This is a genomic window from Sulfitobacter sp. HGT1 (assembly GCF_013282155.1).
Lineage (GTDB): Bacteria > Pseudomonadota > Alphaproteobacteria > Rhodobacterales > Rhodobacteraceae > Sulfitobacter.
The window spans coordinates 343,781-360,784 of sequence record NZ_BLWI01000012.1; the positions used below are offsets into that span (position 1 = coordinate 343,781).

16 protein-coding genes are annotated in these 17,004 nt (G+C 59.3%); 9 read left to right on the forward strand and 7 right to left on the reverse strand.

Translation table 11 applies throughout. The features are described from left to right. The first annotated feature begins 49 nt into the window (after nt 1-49). Together HGT1_RS15175 and recR are read left to right on the forward strand one after the other, a co-directional pair. Nucleotides 50-394: a YbaB/EbfC family nucleoid-associated protein gene (locus HGT1_RS15175; RefSeq protein ID WP_176250785.1), complete on the forward strand. Its 345-nt coding sequence runs from the start codon at nt 50-52 to the stop codon at nt 392-394. Nucleotides 395-467: 73 nt separating this feature from the next. Then, nucleotides 468-1,061 carry a recombination mediator RecR gene (gene recR / locus HGT1_RS15180; RefSeq protein WP_176250786.1) on the forward strand — a complete coding sequence of 198 codons (594 nt, stop codon included), beginning with the start codon at nt 468-470 and terminating at the stop codon, nt 1,059-1,061. 11 nt (nt 1,062-1,072) lie between these two features. Here recR and HGT1_RS15185 read toward each other — a convergent pair whose 3' ends face one another. The 3 genes from HGT1_RS15185 to HGT1_RS15195 form a co-directional block, all read right to left on the reverse strand. Continuing rightward, on the reverse strand, nt 1,073-1,990 hold the full coding sequence (locus HGT1_RS15185) for a 3-hydroxyacyl-CoA dehydrogenase NAD-binding domain-containing protein (RefSeq protein WP_176250787.1): 918 nt from the start codon (nt 1,988-1,990) through the stop codon (nt 1,073-1,075). 33 nt (nt 1,991-2,023) lie between these two features. Continuing rightward, nucleotides 2,024-2,611: a histidine phosphatase family protein gene (locus tag HGT1_RS15190; RefSeq protein ID WP_176250788.1), complete on the reverse strand. Its 588-nt coding sequence runs from the start codon at nt 2,609-2,611 to the stop codon at nt 2,024-2,026. A 114-nt stretch (nt 2,612-2,725) separates the two neighbouring features. Beyond that, nucleotides 2,726-3,553, reverse strand: a complete 828-nt coding sequence (locus HGT1_RS15195) for a class II aldolase/adducin family protein (protein WP_176250789.1) — start codon at nt 3,551-3,553, stop codon at nt 2,726-2,728. 181 nt (nt 3,554-3,734) lie between these two features. Here HGT1_RS15195 and HGT1_RS15200 point away from each other — a divergent pair, with 181 nt between their 5' ends. The 7 genes from HGT1_RS15200 (at nt 3,735) to HGT1_RS15230 (ending at nt 13,249) form a co-directional block, all read left to right on the forward strand. Next, a complete protein-coding gene (locus HGT1_RS15200; protein WP_176250790.1) occupies nt 3,735-5,948 on the forward strand; it encodes an NADP-dependent isocitrate dehydrogenase in 2,214 nt (737 codons plus the stop codon). 72 nt (nt 5,949-6,020) lie between these two features. Then, nucleotides 6,021-6,947, forward strand: a complete 927-nt coding sequence (locus HGT1_RS15205; protein ID WP_176250791.1) for an isoaspartyl peptidase/L-asparaginase family protein — start codon at nt 6,021-6,023, stop codon at nt 6,945-6,947. Nucleotides 6,948-7,107: 160 nt separating this feature from the next. Then, nucleotides 7,108-8,229: a GDP-mannose 4,6-dehydratase gene (gene gmd / locus HGT1_RS15210; protein WP_176250792.1), complete on the forward strand. Its 1,122-nt coding sequence runs from the start codon at nt 7,108-7,110 to the stop codon at nt 8,227-8,229. A 3-nt stretch (nt 8,230-8,232) separates the two neighbouring features. Beyond that, complete coding sequence (locus HGT1_RS15215; RefSeq protein ID WP_176250793.1) at nt 8,233-9,162, forward strand: GDP-L-fucose synthase; 930 nt, start codon at nt 8,233-8,235, stop codon at nt 9,160-9,162. After that, nucleotides 9,159-10,331, forward strand: a complete 1,173-nt coding sequence (locus HGT1_RS15220) for a DegT/DnrJ/EryC1/StrS aminotransferase family protein (RefSeq protein ID WP_176250794.1) — start codon at nt 9,159-9,161, stop codon at nt 10,329-10,331. Before HGT1_RS15215 ends, HGT1_RS15220 begins: the two co-directional genes overlap by 4 nt. Before the next feature lie 112 nt (nt 10,332-10,443). After that, the gene (locus HGT1_RS15225) at nt 10,444-11,865 is read left to right on the forward strand and encodes a mannose-1-phosphate guanylyltransferase/mannose-6-phosphate isomerase (RefSeq protein ID WP_176250795.1); all 1,422 of its coding nucleotides are present in this window, start codon (nt 10,444-10,446) and stop codon (nt 11,863-11,865) included. Further along, entirely contained in the window at nt 11,852-13,249 is a 1,398-nt protein-coding gene (locus tag HGT1_RS15230) for a M20 family metallopeptidase (RefSeq protein ID WP_176250796.1), read from the forward strand. The genes HGT1_RS15225 and HGT1_RS15230 overlap by 14 nt, the downstream gene beginning before the upstream one ends. A gap of 21 nt (nt 13,250-13,270) precedes the next feature. Here the strand turns inward: HGT1_RS15230 and HGT1_RS15235 are convergent, their stop codons facing one another. The 4 genes from HGT1_RS15235 to HGT1_RS15250 form a co-directional block, all read right to left on the reverse strand. Next, nucleotides 13,271-13,816 (reverse strand): biotin transporter BioY, encoded by a 546-nt coding sequence (locus HGT1_RS15235; RefSeq protein ID WP_176250797.1) that lies wholly within the window; start codon nt 13,814-13,816, stop codon nt 13,271-13,273. A 77-nt stretch (nt 13,817-13,893) separates the two neighbouring features. After that, nucleotides 13,894-15,363 (reverse strand): cobyric acid synthase, encoded by a 1,470-nt coding sequence (locus tag HGT1_RS15240; protein WP_176250798.1) that lies wholly within the window; start codon nt 15,361-15,363, stop codon nt 13,894-13,896. Between the two features lie 68 nt (nt 15,364-15,431). Continuing rightward, a complete protein-coding gene (locus HGT1_RS15245) occupies nt 15,432-16,421 on the reverse strand; it encodes a glycosyltransferase (protein WP_176250799.1) in 990 nt (329 codons plus the stop codon). A gap of 179 nt (nt 16,422-16,600) precedes the next feature. Further along, nucleotides 16,601-16,981: a hypothetical protein gene (locus HGT1_RS15250; RefSeq protein WP_176250800.1), complete on the reverse strand. Its 381-nt coding sequence runs from the start codon at nt 16,979-16,981 to the stop codon at nt 16,601-16,603. Between the last annotated feature and the right edge of the window lie 23 nt (nt 16,982-17,004).

A 17,004-nucleotide genomic window follows, 5' to 3' on the forward strand; every position in this document is an offset into this window, starting at 1 on the left:
CCCCGCAATTCGCATATAAGCTAAGACACGAAATTCAGGAGACGTCACAATGTTAAAAGGTTTGGGTGCCATGGGTGACATGGCCAAGATGATGAAAGCCGCGCAGGAAATGCAGGGCAAAATGGCGCAGATGCAAGAAGACATGCACAATATCATCGTCGAAGGTGAATCCGGTGCCGGCCTTGTCAAAGCGACCTGCACCGCCAAGGGCGAATTGAAATCGCTCGACATTGATCCGTCGATCTTTAACGGCGACGAAAAAGAAGTCGTCGAAGACCTGATCCTTGCCGCCATCAAGGATGCGCAAGCCAAAGCCACCGATCGCGCCCAGTCAGAGATGAGCAAACTCACCCAAGGGATGGGCCTGCCCGCCGACATGAAGCTGCCCTTCTGATCCTTCCAAATGGTTCTAAATCCTCGCCGAAGGCATAAAATCTCTTTTTGAAACCCACGCGAGGCCCACCCCCTTGAGCAGCACACGCGATATCGACGCCCTTATTGATCTGATGTCGAGGCTTCCGGGCCTCGGCCCCAGATCGGCGCGGCGCGCGGTGCTGCATCTGATCCGAAAACGCGCCCTGCTGCTGACCCCGCTGGCCGATATGATGCAGACCGTCGCCGTGACGGCACGTGAATGTCTGAATTGCGGCAATGTCGGCACCAGCGATGTCTGCGATATCTGCACCTCTGAAAAACGTGCAAATGGCGAACTTTGCGTCGTCGAAGACGTGGCCGATCTTTGGGCGATGGAACGGTCGGGCGTGTTCAAGGGGCGCTATCACGTGTTGGGCGGCACCTTGTCGGCGCTTGATGCCATCGGCCCGCAGGAACTGCGCATTCCCCGTCTGATCGACCGCGTGGCGACGGAAAACATCACCGAGGTCATTCTTGCCCTGAACGCCACAATCGACGGGCAGACCACCGCCCATTACATCGCCGACCAGCTTGACGGGCAGGTACGTCTGACATCGCTGGCCCAAGGTGTGCCGATTGGTGGCGAACTGGATTATCTGGATGACGGCACGATCACCGCAGCGATGCGCGCGCGCAAAGCAATCTAGATCAGATCAGATCAATCCGGTTTCTGACGCAGCTTTGCCAAGGCTATCAGTGCCGCGTCCCGTTCTGCTTCCAGTTCGGCAATGCTGCGCCCTGCGGCCTCGGCCGTAACGCCCTGCACCAGTTTATCGCGCACTTCAGGGGTCAGGCTGGGGGTGCCCAAACTTGCCCAGCGTTTTTCCTGACTGGCCCCGAGGTGGTCCAGATAGCCTGCCATGCCCCCCGCACCGCCGCCCAGATGATAGGCCATATGCGCGCCCAGCACGGACCAGCGCAGACCGGGGCCGTTTACCAGCGCTTTGTCCACGGCTTCGACATCGGCAATCCCTTCGGCAACGATATGCACCGCCTCGCGCCACAACGCCGATGCAAGGCGGTTGGCGATATGACCGACGGCTTCTTTTTTCAACCTGACCGGCACCGATCCCAAGCCGGTGTAAAATGCCTCGGCCCATGCGACGATGGTGTCATCGGTGCCAAAGACTTCGACCAGTGGCACCAGATGCGGCGGGTTGAACGGGTGCGCGGTGATCAGGCGGTCGGGGTGTTTCATGCCCACAGACAGATGCGACCACGGATGCGCCGAGGTGCTTGAGGCGATAATCACATCCCGCGCAACAAGCGCTTCGATCCGGGCATAGAGGTCTTGTTTGAGTGGTACATTTTCGGGGGCGTTTTCCTGGATCAGGCGCACGTCCTGAACCGCTGCGTCCAGATCGGTGCAAAGGTGCAAGCTGCCTTGGGGGCCAGTCGCCCCGCCGATTTCATCCAGTTGCGCCAAGGGCACGGACACCCTTTCGCGAAATCCGGCAAGCACCTGCGGGTCCGGGTCCCAAGCGCGCACATCATGGCCCGCGCGTAAAAACAACGCCGTCCAACTGGCCCCGATCAGACCACACCCCAAAACAGCGACAGTGGTTTTTTCAGGCATCAAGGGTCTCTTTCCGAAAATAATGCGCCGCCGTTAAACAACTTCGTCCAGCTCGAGCACGGTCTCGACCCCGTTTTCCAGCACATAGACGCAGCCCTGACGGTTCGTAAGCTGTCCCAGTTCAGCGCGGCTTAGCCCGCATAATTCGCCGCGCAGCAATTGACCGCTTAGGCCATGGGCAACAATCACGGTGGGCTGCGTCAGCGTCGCCACGAAATCCCGCACACGGGCTTGGAATGTATCAAACCCTTCGCCACCGGGGGCGGCTGCGTAGAATTCGATATGGGGGCTTTGGGGCGTGATGCCCTCGGGCAGGTTCTTGAAGATATCGGCGCGCAAATGGCCTTCCCAATCGCCAGCAAAGACCTCCTTGAGGCGGTCATCCATGTCATAATCACGCCCGCCCAGCGCGATATCAGCTGTCTGGCGCGTGCGTTTGAGCGGCGACACGATGCAGGGCGGATTGTGCGCGAGGATGGGGGCCATCAGTCGCGCTTGCTGATGGGCGTGCTGGACCCCGCGTGGCGACAGCACCGATTCGGTTTGGCCCTGCACACGCCCTTCGGCGTTCCATTCGGTCTCACCGTGACGCAAGAACCAGACTTTGGGATAGGATTTCATCGTCACGTGCCTTTTTGAAACTGCTATTCACGCGCAGTCTGACCCATGGCCGCGCAAAGGCCAAGCCGGTGATTGCGCCGCGCCACCCGTTGGCGGCGCAGCGGCGCGGGGTTCTTAGCTGTCGTAGCCCGGATTGGTCCGCTTGAGTTTGCGCATCAAACCCGGCCAGACCAGATTATCGCCTGATCCGGGTGTAAAGGCACCTGCCGCTTGGCTCGCCACCAGATCGGCCATGCCTTGGGTTTCTTCGTGCAGGTGTTCCTCACCCCCCGCCGCTTGGGCGAAAATCTGGGTTTTGCAGGCGTTTTCAAGGAAATACATCCGCAAGAAAGCCAGCGCACAGTTCGGCCCCACGGTCAGCGTGCCGTGATTGCGCAGCATCAGCAGGCTTTTGTCGCCCATGTCGTTCACGATGCGGTCGCGTTCATCAAGGTTCAGCGCGATGCCTTCGTAGTCGTGATAGGCCAGATCATTATTCACGATCATCGAGAATTGCGTATAGCGCCGCAGCCCGCCTTTTTGCACCGACACGGCCACACCGTAAGGTGTGTGCACGTGGATCACACAGCCCGCATCATGACGCGCGGCATGGATGGCAGAGTGGATGGTGAACCCCGCCGGATTGATGAAATACGGCGTTTCCTGACAGATATTGCCATCAAGATCGATTTTCACCAGCGATGAGGCAGTCATTTCGTCGAACATCAGGCCGTAGGGATTGATCAGGAACCGTTCCTGCCCGTCTTCGTCCGGCAGCCGCGCCGAGATATGGGTGAAGACCAGATCGGTCCAGCCGTGCATCGCGCAAAGCCGGTAGGTCGCGGCCAGTTCGCAGCGCAATTTCCATTCAGTCTCAGATACTTTGCCCTTCAAGCTGGGCAGATCAGCCGGATCGGGGATGTCGAAACCCGTCCCCCTTTGCATCGCTGATTGATCATTCATCGCTCACTCCTCCCTTAAAGTTGGGGCAACTATAGCGCGCCGTAGGGTGCAGTAAGCAAGCGCCATTCCCGGAAATCCAGCTGTCGCCTCCCTAAATTAACGGTATATCTTGCGCAGTTGAGGTGGATATTTCTGCTTTAGTGTACTATCGCATACCAAACTTCCTGAAAGGCTTGAAACCATGGCTGATACGAACACACCTGACATCATTTATACCAAGGTCGACGAGGCACCAGAACTGGCGACCTATTCCTTGCTGCCGATCATTCGCAGCTTTGCCGATGCGGCGGGCGTGTCCGTTGGCACACGCGACATTTCGCTGGCAGGTCGTATTCTGGCCGCCTTCCCCGACGCGCTGACAGCCGATCAAAGACAGTCGGACGATCTGGCTTTTCTGGGCGAACTGGTAAAAACACCTGATGCCAACGTGATCAAGCTGCCGAACATTTCCGCATCGGTGCCGCAATTGGTGGCCGCCGTTAAGGAACTGCAATCCCAAGGCTACGCCCTGCCCGATTACCCCGAGGCCCCCAGCACCGACGCCGAGAAAAAAGCCCGCGCTGCCTATGACGCGATCAAAGGGTCGGCTGTGAACCCGGTTCTGCGCGAAGGCAACTCTGACCGCCGTGCGGCGATTGCGGTCAAAAAATACGCGATGGCAAACCCGCATTCGATGGGCACATGGTCCAAGGACAGCAAAACCAAGGTTTCCGCGATGTCGGGCGGTGATTTCTTCTCGAACGAGAAATCCCTGACGCTGACGGACGCCCAAGCAGGCGCTGCCAAAATCGTGCACGTGGCCGCTGACGGGTCCGAGACCGTGCTGAAAGACGGCGTGACCTTCCCAGCCGGCACTGTTGTTGACACGACATTCATGTCCGCCAAGGCACTGGACAAGTTTCTGGCCGAGCAGATCGAAGAAACCAAAAAAGACGGCACATTGTTCTCGCTCCACATGAAAGCGACGATGATGAAGGTGTCGGACCCGATCATTTTCGGCCATGCTGTGCGTGAATTCCTCAAGCCCGTTTTCGACAAATACGGTGATGAGTTGAAAGCCGCGGGCGTGAACCCCAACGCCGGTATCGGCGACATGATGGCCCGTATTGAGGGCAACGCCGAGATTGTTGCTGCAGTCGAAGCCGCCATGGCCGCGCAGCCGCCAATGTATATGGTCAACTCGGACAAGGGCATCACCAACCTGCACGTGCCGTCTGACGTGATTATCGACGCGTCGATGCCCGCGCTGATCCGCGCCGGTGGCAAGGGCTGGGGCCCGGACAACAAGGAACACGACACCAACTGCGTGATCCCTGACAATTCCTATGCCCCCGTCTATGACGAAAGCATCAAGTATTTCAAAGAAACCGGCGCGCTGGACCCGACAACTTCGGGCACTGTGCAGAACGTCGGTTTGATGGCCCAAAAGGCCGAGGAATACGGCTCCCACCCCACCACGTTTGAAATTCCTGCCGATGGTACGGTCAAGATGATCGCGGCCAATGGCGATGTGATCTCCGAACACAGCGTTGAAGCGGGCGACATCTGGCGCGCCGCATCGGCCCGCAAGGCACCGATCGAAGATTGGGTGCAACTGGCCATCGACCGTCAAAAGGCCGAAGGCTGCGAAGCCATCTTCTGGCTGGATGCAGACCGCGCCCATGACGCCGAACTGATCGCCTATGTAAAGCCGATCCTCGAAGCCAAAGGCGTGGCTGACAAGTTCCAGATCCTGTCGCCCGCCAAGGCCACGCGTCAAACGCTGGAAACGATCCGCACGGGTGCGAACTCCATCGCGATCACCGGCAACGTGCTGCGCGACTATCTGACCGATTTGTTCCCGATCCTCGAACTGGGCACCTCGGCCAAGATGCTGTCGATCGTGAAGCTGATGCAGGGCGGTGGTTTGTTTGAAACCGGTGCTGGCGGGTCTGCCCCCAAGCACGTTCAGCAGTTGGTCGACGAAAACCACCTGCGTTGGGATTCCTTGGGTGAATTCTGCGCCTTGGGTGAAAGCCTCAAGTTCCTGGCCGATCAAAAGAACAACGAAAAGGCACGGATTTTGGGCAAGGCGGTTGATGATGCCACGCAAGGCATCCTCGACAACAACAAATCGCCGTCGCGGAAAGTCGGCCAGCCCGACAACCGCGCCAGCCACTATTATTTCGCGATGTATTGGGCGCAGGCCTTGGCCGCACAGACCGGTGATGCCGATCTGGCCAAGCATTTCGCCCCTATCGCGGAAAAGCTGGCCGCGAACGAAGACAAGATCATGGCCGAACTGGCCGAGGTCCAAGGCAAAGCCGTTGATCTGGGGGGGTACTTCCATTCGGACCCGGCCAAAACCGAAGCGGTCATGCGCCCCTCGGCCACGCTGAACGCCATCATCGGCTAAACGGTCCAGCCCCGCCCCTTAGCTTAGGGGGCGGGGTTTTTCTTTAATGCCCCCCAGAGCAAAGGCTTGCCCATGACCCGCTTTTCCCTTGCCGTGCATGGTGGTGCTGGCACGATCCTGAAATCCTCCATGACGCCAGAGCTTGAGGCCGCTTATCACGCCGGTCTGCGCCGCGCGCTGGATGCGGGCCATGCTGTGCTGGCCGATCAAGGCAGCGCGCTGGATGCAGTTACCGCCGCCGTTTGCGCGCTTGAGGACGAACCGTTGTTCAATTCCGGGCGCGGGGCGGTATTCACCAGTGACGGCCAACAAGAAATGGACGCCGCCATTATGGAAGGTGAATTTCGCCGGGCCGGTGCCGTTGCCGGCATTTTCGGCCCGCGCAACCCGATCCGCGCGGCCCGTGCGGTGATGGAACGGACCGACCATGTGCTGCTGATCGGGCCGAACGCGCTGAAAACAGCCCGCGACGCGGGCCTGCCGTTCGAGGACGCCCCCTATTTCTTTACCCAGCCCCGCTGGGACGCGCTGCAAGCCACGCTCAAGATGCGCAGCGACGGCACGCTTGATGACGACCCTGCCCGCCGTCACGGCACGGTTGGCGCTGTCGCCTGCGATGTGCATGGCACGCTGGCCGCCGCCACATCCACGGGCGGGATGACTGCCAAGGCCCCCGGTCGCGTGGGCGATACGCCGCTGATCGGCGCGGGTACTTTCGCCGACAATGCCACCTGCGCGGTATCTGGCACCGGCCATGGCGAGGTGTTCATCCGCTTTACCGCCGCCTCCGAGATTGCCGCCAGAATGCGCCACGCCGGCCAGTCGCTGGCCGATGCGGCGGACCATGTGGTGAACGACGATCTGGCACAAAACGACGGGTCGGGCGGCGTGATTGCCGTTGATGCACAGGGCAATATCGCGATGCCGTTCAATTGCGAGGGCATGTATCGCGGGTCGGTCACCCATGAAAATCGTTTCGAGACGCTTATATACCGGTGACACGGTATCTGTGCGCAGGTGCAGGGTCGTCCGGTTTGCCAAATAGATTGCGCGAATCCACACCATAGGTTTGCCACCACAGCGGTATCCTGTTTAAAACAACCTACTGTTCGGCCAATGTCGGGTTGAACGAAATGTAATTGACTGCACCGGAGCCTCCATGACCAAACGCGCACTTATCACCGGAATTACAGGACAGGACGGGTCCTATCTGGCGGAATTTTTGCTGGAAAAGGGATATGAGGTGCACGGGATCAAGCGCCGGGCGTCATCGTTGAACACCCAGCGGATCGACCATATTTTCCAAGACCCGCACGAGGAAAACCCCAAGCTGCACCTGCATTACGGCGATCTGACCGACAGTTCTAACCTGACGCGGATCATCAGCGAAGTGCAGCCCGACGAGGTCTATAACCTTGGCGCGCAAAGCCATGTGGCAGTCAGTTTTGAGTCGCCCGAATATACCGCAGATGTGGATGCCACCGGTGCCTTGCGTCTGCTGGAGGCGATCCGGTTTCTGGGGCTGGAGAAAAAGACGCGCTTTTACCAAGCGTCAACCTCCGAACTTTACGGTTTGGTGCAGGAAACCCCGCAGACAGAAACCACGCCTTTCCATCCGCGCAGCCCTTATGCGGTGGCCAAGATGTATGCCTATTGGATCACGGTGAACTACCGCGAGGCCTATGGCATGTATGCCTGCAATGGGATCCTCTTTAACCACGAATCCCCGCGCCGTGGCGAGACGTTCGTGACCCGCAAGATCACCCGTGGCATGGCCAATATCGCGCAAGGGTTGGAGCAGTGCCTGTACATGGGCAACATCGACGCGTTGCGCGATTGGGGCCACGCCAAGGATTACGTGCGCATGCAATGGATGATGTTGCAGCAGGACGCACCCGAAGATTTCGTGATCGCGACCGGTGTGCAATATTCGGTGCGCCAGTTCATCACATGGTCCGCCGCCGAGCTGGGGATCACCCTGCGCTTTGAGGGGACCGGCATCAATGAACGCGCCATCGTGGACAGCATCAAGGGCGACGATGCCCCCGGCGTGAAACCCGGTGATGTGGTGCTGAAAATCGACCCGAAATATTTCCGCCCCGCCGAGGTGGAAACGCTGCTCGGCTCGCCCGCCAAAGCCAAGGCCAAACTGGGGTGGGAGCCGCAGATCACCACGCAGGAAATGTGTGCCGAGATGGTGAAAAGCGATCTGAAAATTGCCAAACGTGCGCGCCTGCTGGTCGATCACGGTTTTGATGCGTTCATCGCGCGCGAGGATTAATCCATGGCAGGAAAACTTTTCCTTACCGGCGGGGCCGGTATGGTGGGCCGGAATGTTCAGGATCACGCAGCCGCCGCAAACTGGCAGATCATTGCCCCGTCCAGCAGCGCGCTTGATCTGATGAACAGCGCCGCTGTGGCGGATTTCATCAAGGCAGAGCAGCCCGATCTGATTGTGCATTCCGCCGGCAAGGTCGGTGGCATCAGTGCCAATATGGCACAACCTGTCGCCTTTCTGGATCGTAACATCACCATTGGCCGCAATGTGATCATGGGGGCCTATGAGGCTGGCGTGAAACAGCTGATCAATCTGGGCTCCACCTGCATTTATCCGCGTGCCGCCGCCAATCCCCTAAGCGAGGATTTGCTGCTGACCGGAGAGCTTGAGCCCACCAACGAGGGCTATGCCATTGCCAAGATTTTTGCGCTGCGGTTGTGCCAGTATATCCGCCGCGAAGATCCGACATTTCAATACAAGACGTTGATCCCCTGCAATCTGTTCGGGCCCTATGACAAGTTTGACCCCGAAGTGTCGCATTTGCTGCCGGCGATCATTCAAAAGGTGCATGATGCCAAACTGGCGGGCGATCCGACGGTCGAAATCTGGGGCGACGGGATGGCGCGGCGCGAATTCATGTATTCTGCCGATCTGGCCGATGCGGTGTTCCGGGCGGCGGATGACATCGAAAACATCCCCGATCTGATGAACATCGGCGTCGGCCATGACCACAGCATCAACGACTTTTACGCGACCGTGGCGCGGGTGATCGGATGGCAGGGCAGCTTTTCCCATGATCTGAGCAAACCCACAGGCATGGCCCGCAAGCTATCCGATACATCGCGCCAAACCGCATGGGGATGGCAGCCGCAAACCTCGCTCGAGGATGGCATTACCAAGACCTATCAATACTATCTGGAGACATCAAAATCATGAGCCCGCGCTTTCCTCTTGCCACCTCGTCTTGGGATCAGGCCGAGCAAGATGCCCTGCAACGGGTGATCAAGTCAGACATGTATTCAATGGGCCCCGAGGTCCGCAGCTTTGAGGAACAGTTCGCCGCGTTTTTCGGGGCGAAATACGCTGTTATGGTGAACTCCGGTTCCTCTGCGAACCTGCTGATGACGGGCGCGTTATTCTATTCCAAGAACGAGGATTTGCGCCTGAAAGCCGGAGACGAGATCATCGTCCCTGCGGTAAGCTGGTCGACCACATATTATCCGCTGGCCCAATACGGTCTGGTGCAGAAATTCGTCGATATCGACCGCGGCACGTTGAACTATGATCTGGATGCACTGGCAGAGGCGGTGACCGACAAAACCCGCGCGATCATGATTGTGAACCTGCTGGGCAACCCCAATGATTTCGACCGGATCAAGGCAATCATCGGCGACCGCAAAATCGTGCTGCTCGAAGACAATTGCGAATCTATGGGGGCGACTTTCGGCGGCAAGCAGACCGGAACATTCGCCCATGTGGGCAGTTTCTCCAGCTTTTTCTCGCATCATATTTCCACGATGGAAGGTGGGCTTGTCACCACCGACGACGAAGAACTGTACCACATCATGCTGTCGATGCGGTCACATGGCTGGACGCGGCACCTGCCCAAAGAAAACCGCGTGACAGGCACCAAAAGCGATGATCCCTTCGAGGAAAGCTTCAACTTTGTGCTGCCCGGCTACAACCTGCGTCCGCTGGAAATGTCGGGTGCCTTGGGCCAAGAGCAGTTGAAGAAATTGCCCGACCTGATCAAGGGACGGCGCGACAATGCCAAGCTGTTCGTCAAGGGGCTGTCGAACCATCCGCTGTTTACCCTGCAAGAAGAAATCGGGGAAAGCAGCTGGTTCGGGTTTTCGCTGTTGTTGCGCCCTGATGTCGGCATCACGCGCAGTGAGCTGGTGACCAAGCTGGGCAGCCTTGGGTTTGAATGTCGCCCCATCGTGGCCGGCAATTTCACCAAGAACCCGGTGATGGAGCATATCCCCCATGTGATCCACGGGACCCTGCCGAATGCGCAGTATATTGACGTGAACGGGCTGTTTGTCGGCAACCATCATTATCCGATCCCCGAAGCCGTCGACGCGCTGGCCGATCTGCGGGTCTGATGCTCTCAACCGTATCCCGCCCCTGCCGATGCGGCGGGCGGGATGCCGCAGGGGCGACCGGATCTATTTTTATTAATGTCTCGTTAGATTAATCGCTGTTAAGGTTTGCATCATGATCCATCCTATCCTTCTTTGTGGCGGTTCTGGTACGCGCCTGTGGCCGCTGTCGCGCAAATCATACCCCAAGCAGTTCGCAAAGCTGATGGGGGACGAAAGCCTGTTTCAGGCCTCGGCCCGGCGTCTGTCCGGCCCGGAATATGCAGCCCCGGTGATTGTCACCGGTGACCCGTTCCGCTTTATCGTGACCGAGCAACTGGCGCAGGTCGAACAGGCTGCGATGGGTATCTTGATCGAACCCGATGGCCGCAATACAGCGCCTGCGATCCTTGCCGCTGCGCTGTGGATCGCCAAGACCGACCCCGCCGCGCTGATGCTGGTGGCCCCCTCGGATCACGTCATTCCCGACACCGCCGCCTTTGCCGCCACGGTTCAGGCTGCCGTGCCGCGGGCGCAGTCGGGCGATCTGGTGACCTTTGGCATCACGCCCACACGCCCCGAAACCGGATACGGCTATCTTGAGCTGGCGGCGGGTGCGGATGCCGGGGCAGACATACCGCAGACGTTGGCGCGCTTTGTTGAAAAACCGGATGCAGACCGCGCGACCAGAATGCTGGCGGCAGGCAATTTCCTGTGGAATGCCGGTATTTTCCTATTCACCGCCGATGCCATCATCGCCGCCTATGAAACACACGCGCCCGCCTTGCTGACCGCTGTCACCCATGCCTTGACACAGGCCGATCCCGATCTTGGCTTTACCCGTCTGGACCCTAACGAATGGGCCAAGGCCGACGATATCTCGATCGATTATGCGATCATGGAAAAGGCCGATAATCTGGCGGTCATGCCCTTTGGGGCGGGATGGTCCGATCTGGGGGGCTGGGATGCCGTCTGGATGGAATCCGGCCCCGATGCCCAGGGCAACGTCTGTTCCGCCAATGCCACCGCGATTGATTGTACCGATACGCTGCTGCGGTCTGAGACCGACGGCTTGCAACTGGTCGGCATCGGGCTGGACAATATCGTCGCCATTGCCATGGGGGATGCGGTGCTGGTCGCTGACAAATCCAAAGCGCAGCGGGTGAAAGAAGCCGTTGATGCGCTCAAGGCCAAGGGGTCGGGTCAGGCCGTGCAACTGCCCCGCGATTACCGGCCTTGGGGCTGGTACGAGAGCCTTGTGATCGGGGGCCGCTTTCAGGTGAAACGCATCGTGGTGAACCCCGGTGCATCGCTGAGCCTGCAAAGCCATCACCACCGGTCCGAACACTGGATCGTCGTGGAAGGCACGGCACGGGTCACCGTTGATGACAGCGTAAAGCTGATCAGCGAAAACCAGTCGGTTTATATCCCGCTGGGGGCCGTTCACCGCATGGAAAACCCCGGCAAGGTGCCGATGGTGTTGATCGAAGTCCAGACCGGCAGCTATCTGGGGGAAGACGATATTATCCGCTATGAGGATGTCTATGCCCGCAGTTGACCAAGGCACGCCCCGCGACGGTGCGCGTGCAGATGCACAGGCATATTTTGACAGCGGGCGGCTGAAATCAGACCTCGCTGCGCTTGTTGCGTTTCAGACGGAAAGCCAGACGCCCGACCAAAAGCCGCAACTGGCGCGGTATCTGCACGAGGCGATTGAACCGCGGCTGGGCGCGATGGGCTTTGCCTGCCAGATCCATGACAACCCCGACCCGTCCGGCGGGCCGCTTTTGGTGGGCTTGCGGATCGAAGACCCATCCCTGCCCACTGTTTTGACCTATGGCCATGGCGACGTGACCCGCGCGCAAACCGACCAATGGCGCGAAGGGTTAACCCCGTTCGAGCTGACCGAGGACGGCGACCGTCTGTATGGCCGTGGTGCGGCGGATAACAAGGTTCAGCATCTGATCAACTTCAAGGCGCTGGAAACCGTATTGGCCGCGCGCGGCAGCCTTGGGTTCAACGTCAAAGTCATCTTCGAGATGAGCGAAGAAATCGGATCACCGGGGTTGGCGGGCTTTATCAGCGCCAACAAAGACCTGCTGGCGGCGGATGTGTTGATTGCCTCGGACGGGCCGCGTTTGCGGCCGGATCGGGCGACGATGTTCATGGGCGCACGCGGCGGTGCAAGTTTTGATCTGGTCGTAGACCTGCGCGAAGGCGCGCATCATTCTGGCAATTGGGGTGGCTTGCTGGCCGATCCGGCGATCTTGTTGTGTCATGCTATCGCGTCGATCACCGATGCACGCGGGCAGTTGCGCATTCCGCAGTGGCGGCCCGACAGCCTGACCCAGACCATCCGCGATGCGCTGGACGGCTTGCCCATTGTCGAAGGCAGCTTTCCCCCCGTTGACGAGGATTGGGGCGAGGAAACCCTGACCCCGGCAGAGCGGGCCTATGGCTGGAATTCCTTTGCAGTGCTGGCCATGACCAGCGGCGTGCCGGATGCGCCGGTGAATGCCATTTCGGGCAAGGCGCGGGCGACCTGCCAGCTGCGCTATGTGGTGGGTACCGACCCCGAAGCGTTGCTGCCTGCCCTGCGCGACCATCTGGATGCACAGGGTTTGCAAAAGGTGCAGATCGTCCCCCACGCCGAGATTTTTCCCGCCACGCGGTTGGACCCGACCCATCCTTGGGTCACCTATGTCAAAACGTCGATCACGCAGACGACCGGCATGGCACCGCATGTGCTGCCAAACCTTGCCGGTTCACTGCCGAATGAATGTTTTGCGGATATTCTGGGGCTGCCCACGGTCTGGATTCCCCACAGCTATCTAGGCTGCAACCAGCACGCCCCGAACGAACATGCGCTGCAATCCGTCTGTCAAAGCGGGCTGCAAATCATGACAGGGCTGTTCTGGGACATAGGCGAAAGCGCCCCGTAATCAGGGCGCTTTCACAGTGTTTCAGGCGCGCGACAACACGCTTGCAGGGCGTGCCTTGAACAGGGCGGCGGTGATCAGACCGGCCAATACCGCCTTGATGATGTCACCGGGGATAAAGACCGTGACCAGTGCAGCGGCTTCCAGCACGGATTTGTCCAGCGCGATGGCAAGCCCGGCAATACCAAAGATATACAGCACAACGATGCCGCCAATAACCGATGCAACACCAGCAACGATCGCCAGCGACGGGCCCTGCCATTTTTCAACGATCAGGCCGGTTACGAAGGCAGCAAAAGGAAAGCCGATCAAAAAGCCCGACGAGGGCAGCATGAACGAGCCAAGACCGCCACGACCACCGGCCAGCAAGGGCAGGCCCATCGCGACAAGCAGCATGAACAACAAAACCGCAAGGGCACCGCGTTTGGACCCCAGAACGGTTCCGCACAGCATGATACCAAGGCTTTGCGCCGTGATCGGCACACCAAAGGCCAGGGTGAATTGAGGGATCAGCGCAAGTGCAGCGATAAGCGCGGCAAACAAGGCAACGAGGGTCAGATTACGTTCCAATTATTTAGTCTCCAGTTTCAGTTGCAGGTGTATTCCCTCGAATAAACCAAGATGCAAGCATTCTATTGGTCCGGTTTTCAGACCAATCCGGCACAATCCAAAAGCGCTGCAACATCCAGATGTTGCTCCATATGTTCGGCAAGCTGGTCCAGCGTATCCTCGACCGTTTGGCTATAGGATACCGGGGCCGCGACCAGCCCGAACTGCGCCAGCCACGCCGCCCTGAACCCGTCGTTGGAAAACAACCCGTGCAGATAGGTGCCCGCGATTTTGCCATCTCGTGAAACGGCCCCATCCGGCACCCCGTCCTGTGCCGTGCCGATCCGGCTGAACGGGCGCTGGCAGTCGGGCCCTGTTGTTTGACCGATATGGATTTCATAGCCGTCGATCTGCGCCGCCGTGGCGCAATGCAGCGCGGCAACACGGGTCAGGGTTTTATCCGCTGCCATGCGGGTTTCGACATCGAGCAGACCCAGCCCCGCGTCTTGCCCCGCCGGCCCTTCCAGCCCGGCCGGATCATCCACAACCTTGCCGAGCATCTGATACCCGCCGCAAATCCCCAAGACATGCCCGCCGCGCCTGACATGGGCCAGCAGGTCGATATCCCAGCCTTGCGACCGCAAAAATGCCAGATCGCCTCGGGTGGATTTGGTGCCCGGCAAGATCACCAGATCGGCATCAGCGGGCAGCGGGGTGCCCGGCGGGATCATGGTCAACCGCACCGACGGCTCTGCCGCCAAGGGGTCGAGATCATCAAAGTTGGAGATGCGCGACAGCATCGGGCAGACGATGTGAAACGCCCCATCCGACCGCGCGCGGGCCAGATCGACGGCATCTTCTGCGGGCAGCAGATGCGCCCCGTAAAACCACGGCAGCACACCAAAGCCGGCCCAGCCGGTGCGCTGGATGATATCGTCGTATCCGTCATCGAACAGGCGCACGTCGCCGCGGAATTTGTTGATCAGGAAGCCCGCGATCATGGCGGCGTCATCGGGGTCTATCACCGATTTGGTGCCAACGATCTGGGCGATCACTCCGCCCCGATCAATGTCGCCCGCCAGGATCACCGGCACATTGGCCGCACGGGCAAAGCCCATATTCGCGATGTCGCCCTTGCGCAGGTTTGTCTCGGCCGGGCTGCCCGCCCCTTCGACGATGATCAGGTCAGCGGTTTTCGCAAGGATGCCAAAGCTTTCCATCACCGGTTTCAGCAACACGCCACGGGCACCGCCGAAATCGCGCGCCTCAAGCCGGCTTTGGGCACGGCCCTGAATGACCACTTGCGATCCGGTGTCGGTTTCCGGCTTGAGCAAGACCGGGTTCATATGCACCGACAGCTCGCGCCCCGACGCCATGGCCTGCAAAGCCTGGGCGCGGCCAATTTCCCCGCCATCAGCAGTGACGGCGGCGTTGTTCGACATGTTTTGCGGCTTGAATGGGGCCACCGATATGCCGCGCCGGAAAGCCGCGCGACACAGCCCCGCGACCAGCATTGATTTACCCACGTTAGAGCCTGTGCCCTGTATCATGATGGCGCGTGTGGGCATGACGGGTCCTTGACATATGGCTGCGTCGATGTCGTGTCAGCCGCCAGCCCCGGCGTCAAGCCTGCGGGTTATTGCGGGGCCAGTTCGGCGATCAATGACTGCCACCGTGCATTGAAAACGGATTCAAGGTGATCGCAAGACGACGCGGGCTTGGGCAGTGTCGCCAGATCAAGCCGGGTCAATGTCTGTATTTCCATCTGCCAGCCTTCTACCGTGGGGGTTTCAGCGATATGCGCCCCGTATGCGACGTGATCGGACAGTCCGTCGATCCCGCTGACCACCAATTGCCGCCCCGCTGCCAATGCTTCGATTGCAACGAGTCCGTAGGATTCCCAGAGGGAGGGCATGACAACCGCATCGACCGATGCGATGGCGTGTACCGGATTTTTCGCCCATCCCATGAATTTGATCCGCTCATCCGTCCCTGCAAGTTCACGCAGGGCGGGTTCTTCCGGCCCTTCGCCATAGATATACAGGCTCAAGCCGGGGTTAATCGTCTGGCGAAACGCACGGATAAAGGTGTCGAACCCCTTTTGACGGTCCAGCCGTCCGATCACACCAATGACCCGCACCCGGTTGCGCGGTGGAGAAATCTTGCGAAACGCCGACAGATCGACACAAGACTGGATCACAACCAACTTGCGCTTGGGCACTGCTCTGGTGTGGACCAACCATGCACCTTGCGCGTGACTGACGACAACAAGCTTGTTGAACAACTGGTACGAGACCCGCAACAATGCCGAAAACCGCCGCGGGTGGTTGACGTTATGCTTGCCAAAACCGCAAGTATAGCTGTGTTCAACATGAACCAGAGCTGTGATTGGATGGCTTAACCGCAAAGCCGTCAACATCGGCAGCGCGCGCCAGCTGATCGCCAGATGCGACACGATGATATCGGCCTTGATCTGGCCGATCCACCGACTGTCACGTGACACGCAGCGCAGTTCATGGGTCGCATTCCGGGACAGTGCAGGTGCGGATTTGATGTGCGCCAGTACGCGCATCACGCCACCGGCTGTCGTGTCGTCGATAAGATGGACGATCTTGGTTTGCTTCACAGAATCGCCCCCCGCGCCACCGAAATATCGATGTTGCGTGGACCAGCAAGACCGCAGTTCGCCTGACGCAGCACGCAGACGTGCCCACGCGCGGCCTGACCGAGCAATGCTGAAACATTGAAAGCAGGAACAGCAGTCGAAGCACGTATCATCGGAGAAACCTTTCAGGCAGATCAGGATTAAGAGAATTGGCGCAGGGCCGCGAACCGGATGCCCAAGTGGGCGGAGGTTCTAATCGCCTGGGTGCGGCCAGACAGGATCGCACCAAGATCGGTCGAGAGAGTACCGATGTTGGTGCGATGCCACGTCTGGAGGGACGCCAAACCGGTCAACCGTGTGCCTTTGACGACGACACGGATCAACCAATCAAAATTTTCGTAGCGGACCAGACCACGGTCACAGCCGCCAGGCGCAACAAACGCCGTATTGCGGATGGGCATGTTCGACATGGCGCACAGCGGTTGCACCAGCAGGCGCGATGCCTTGGCTGTAACCTTTAAGACGCCAGGGGCGAAAAGGTTTTGCGCAATCCTTGAAGCTGTGTGTGCTTCTGCCAACATGTGTAGGGTCCAATCAAATCTGT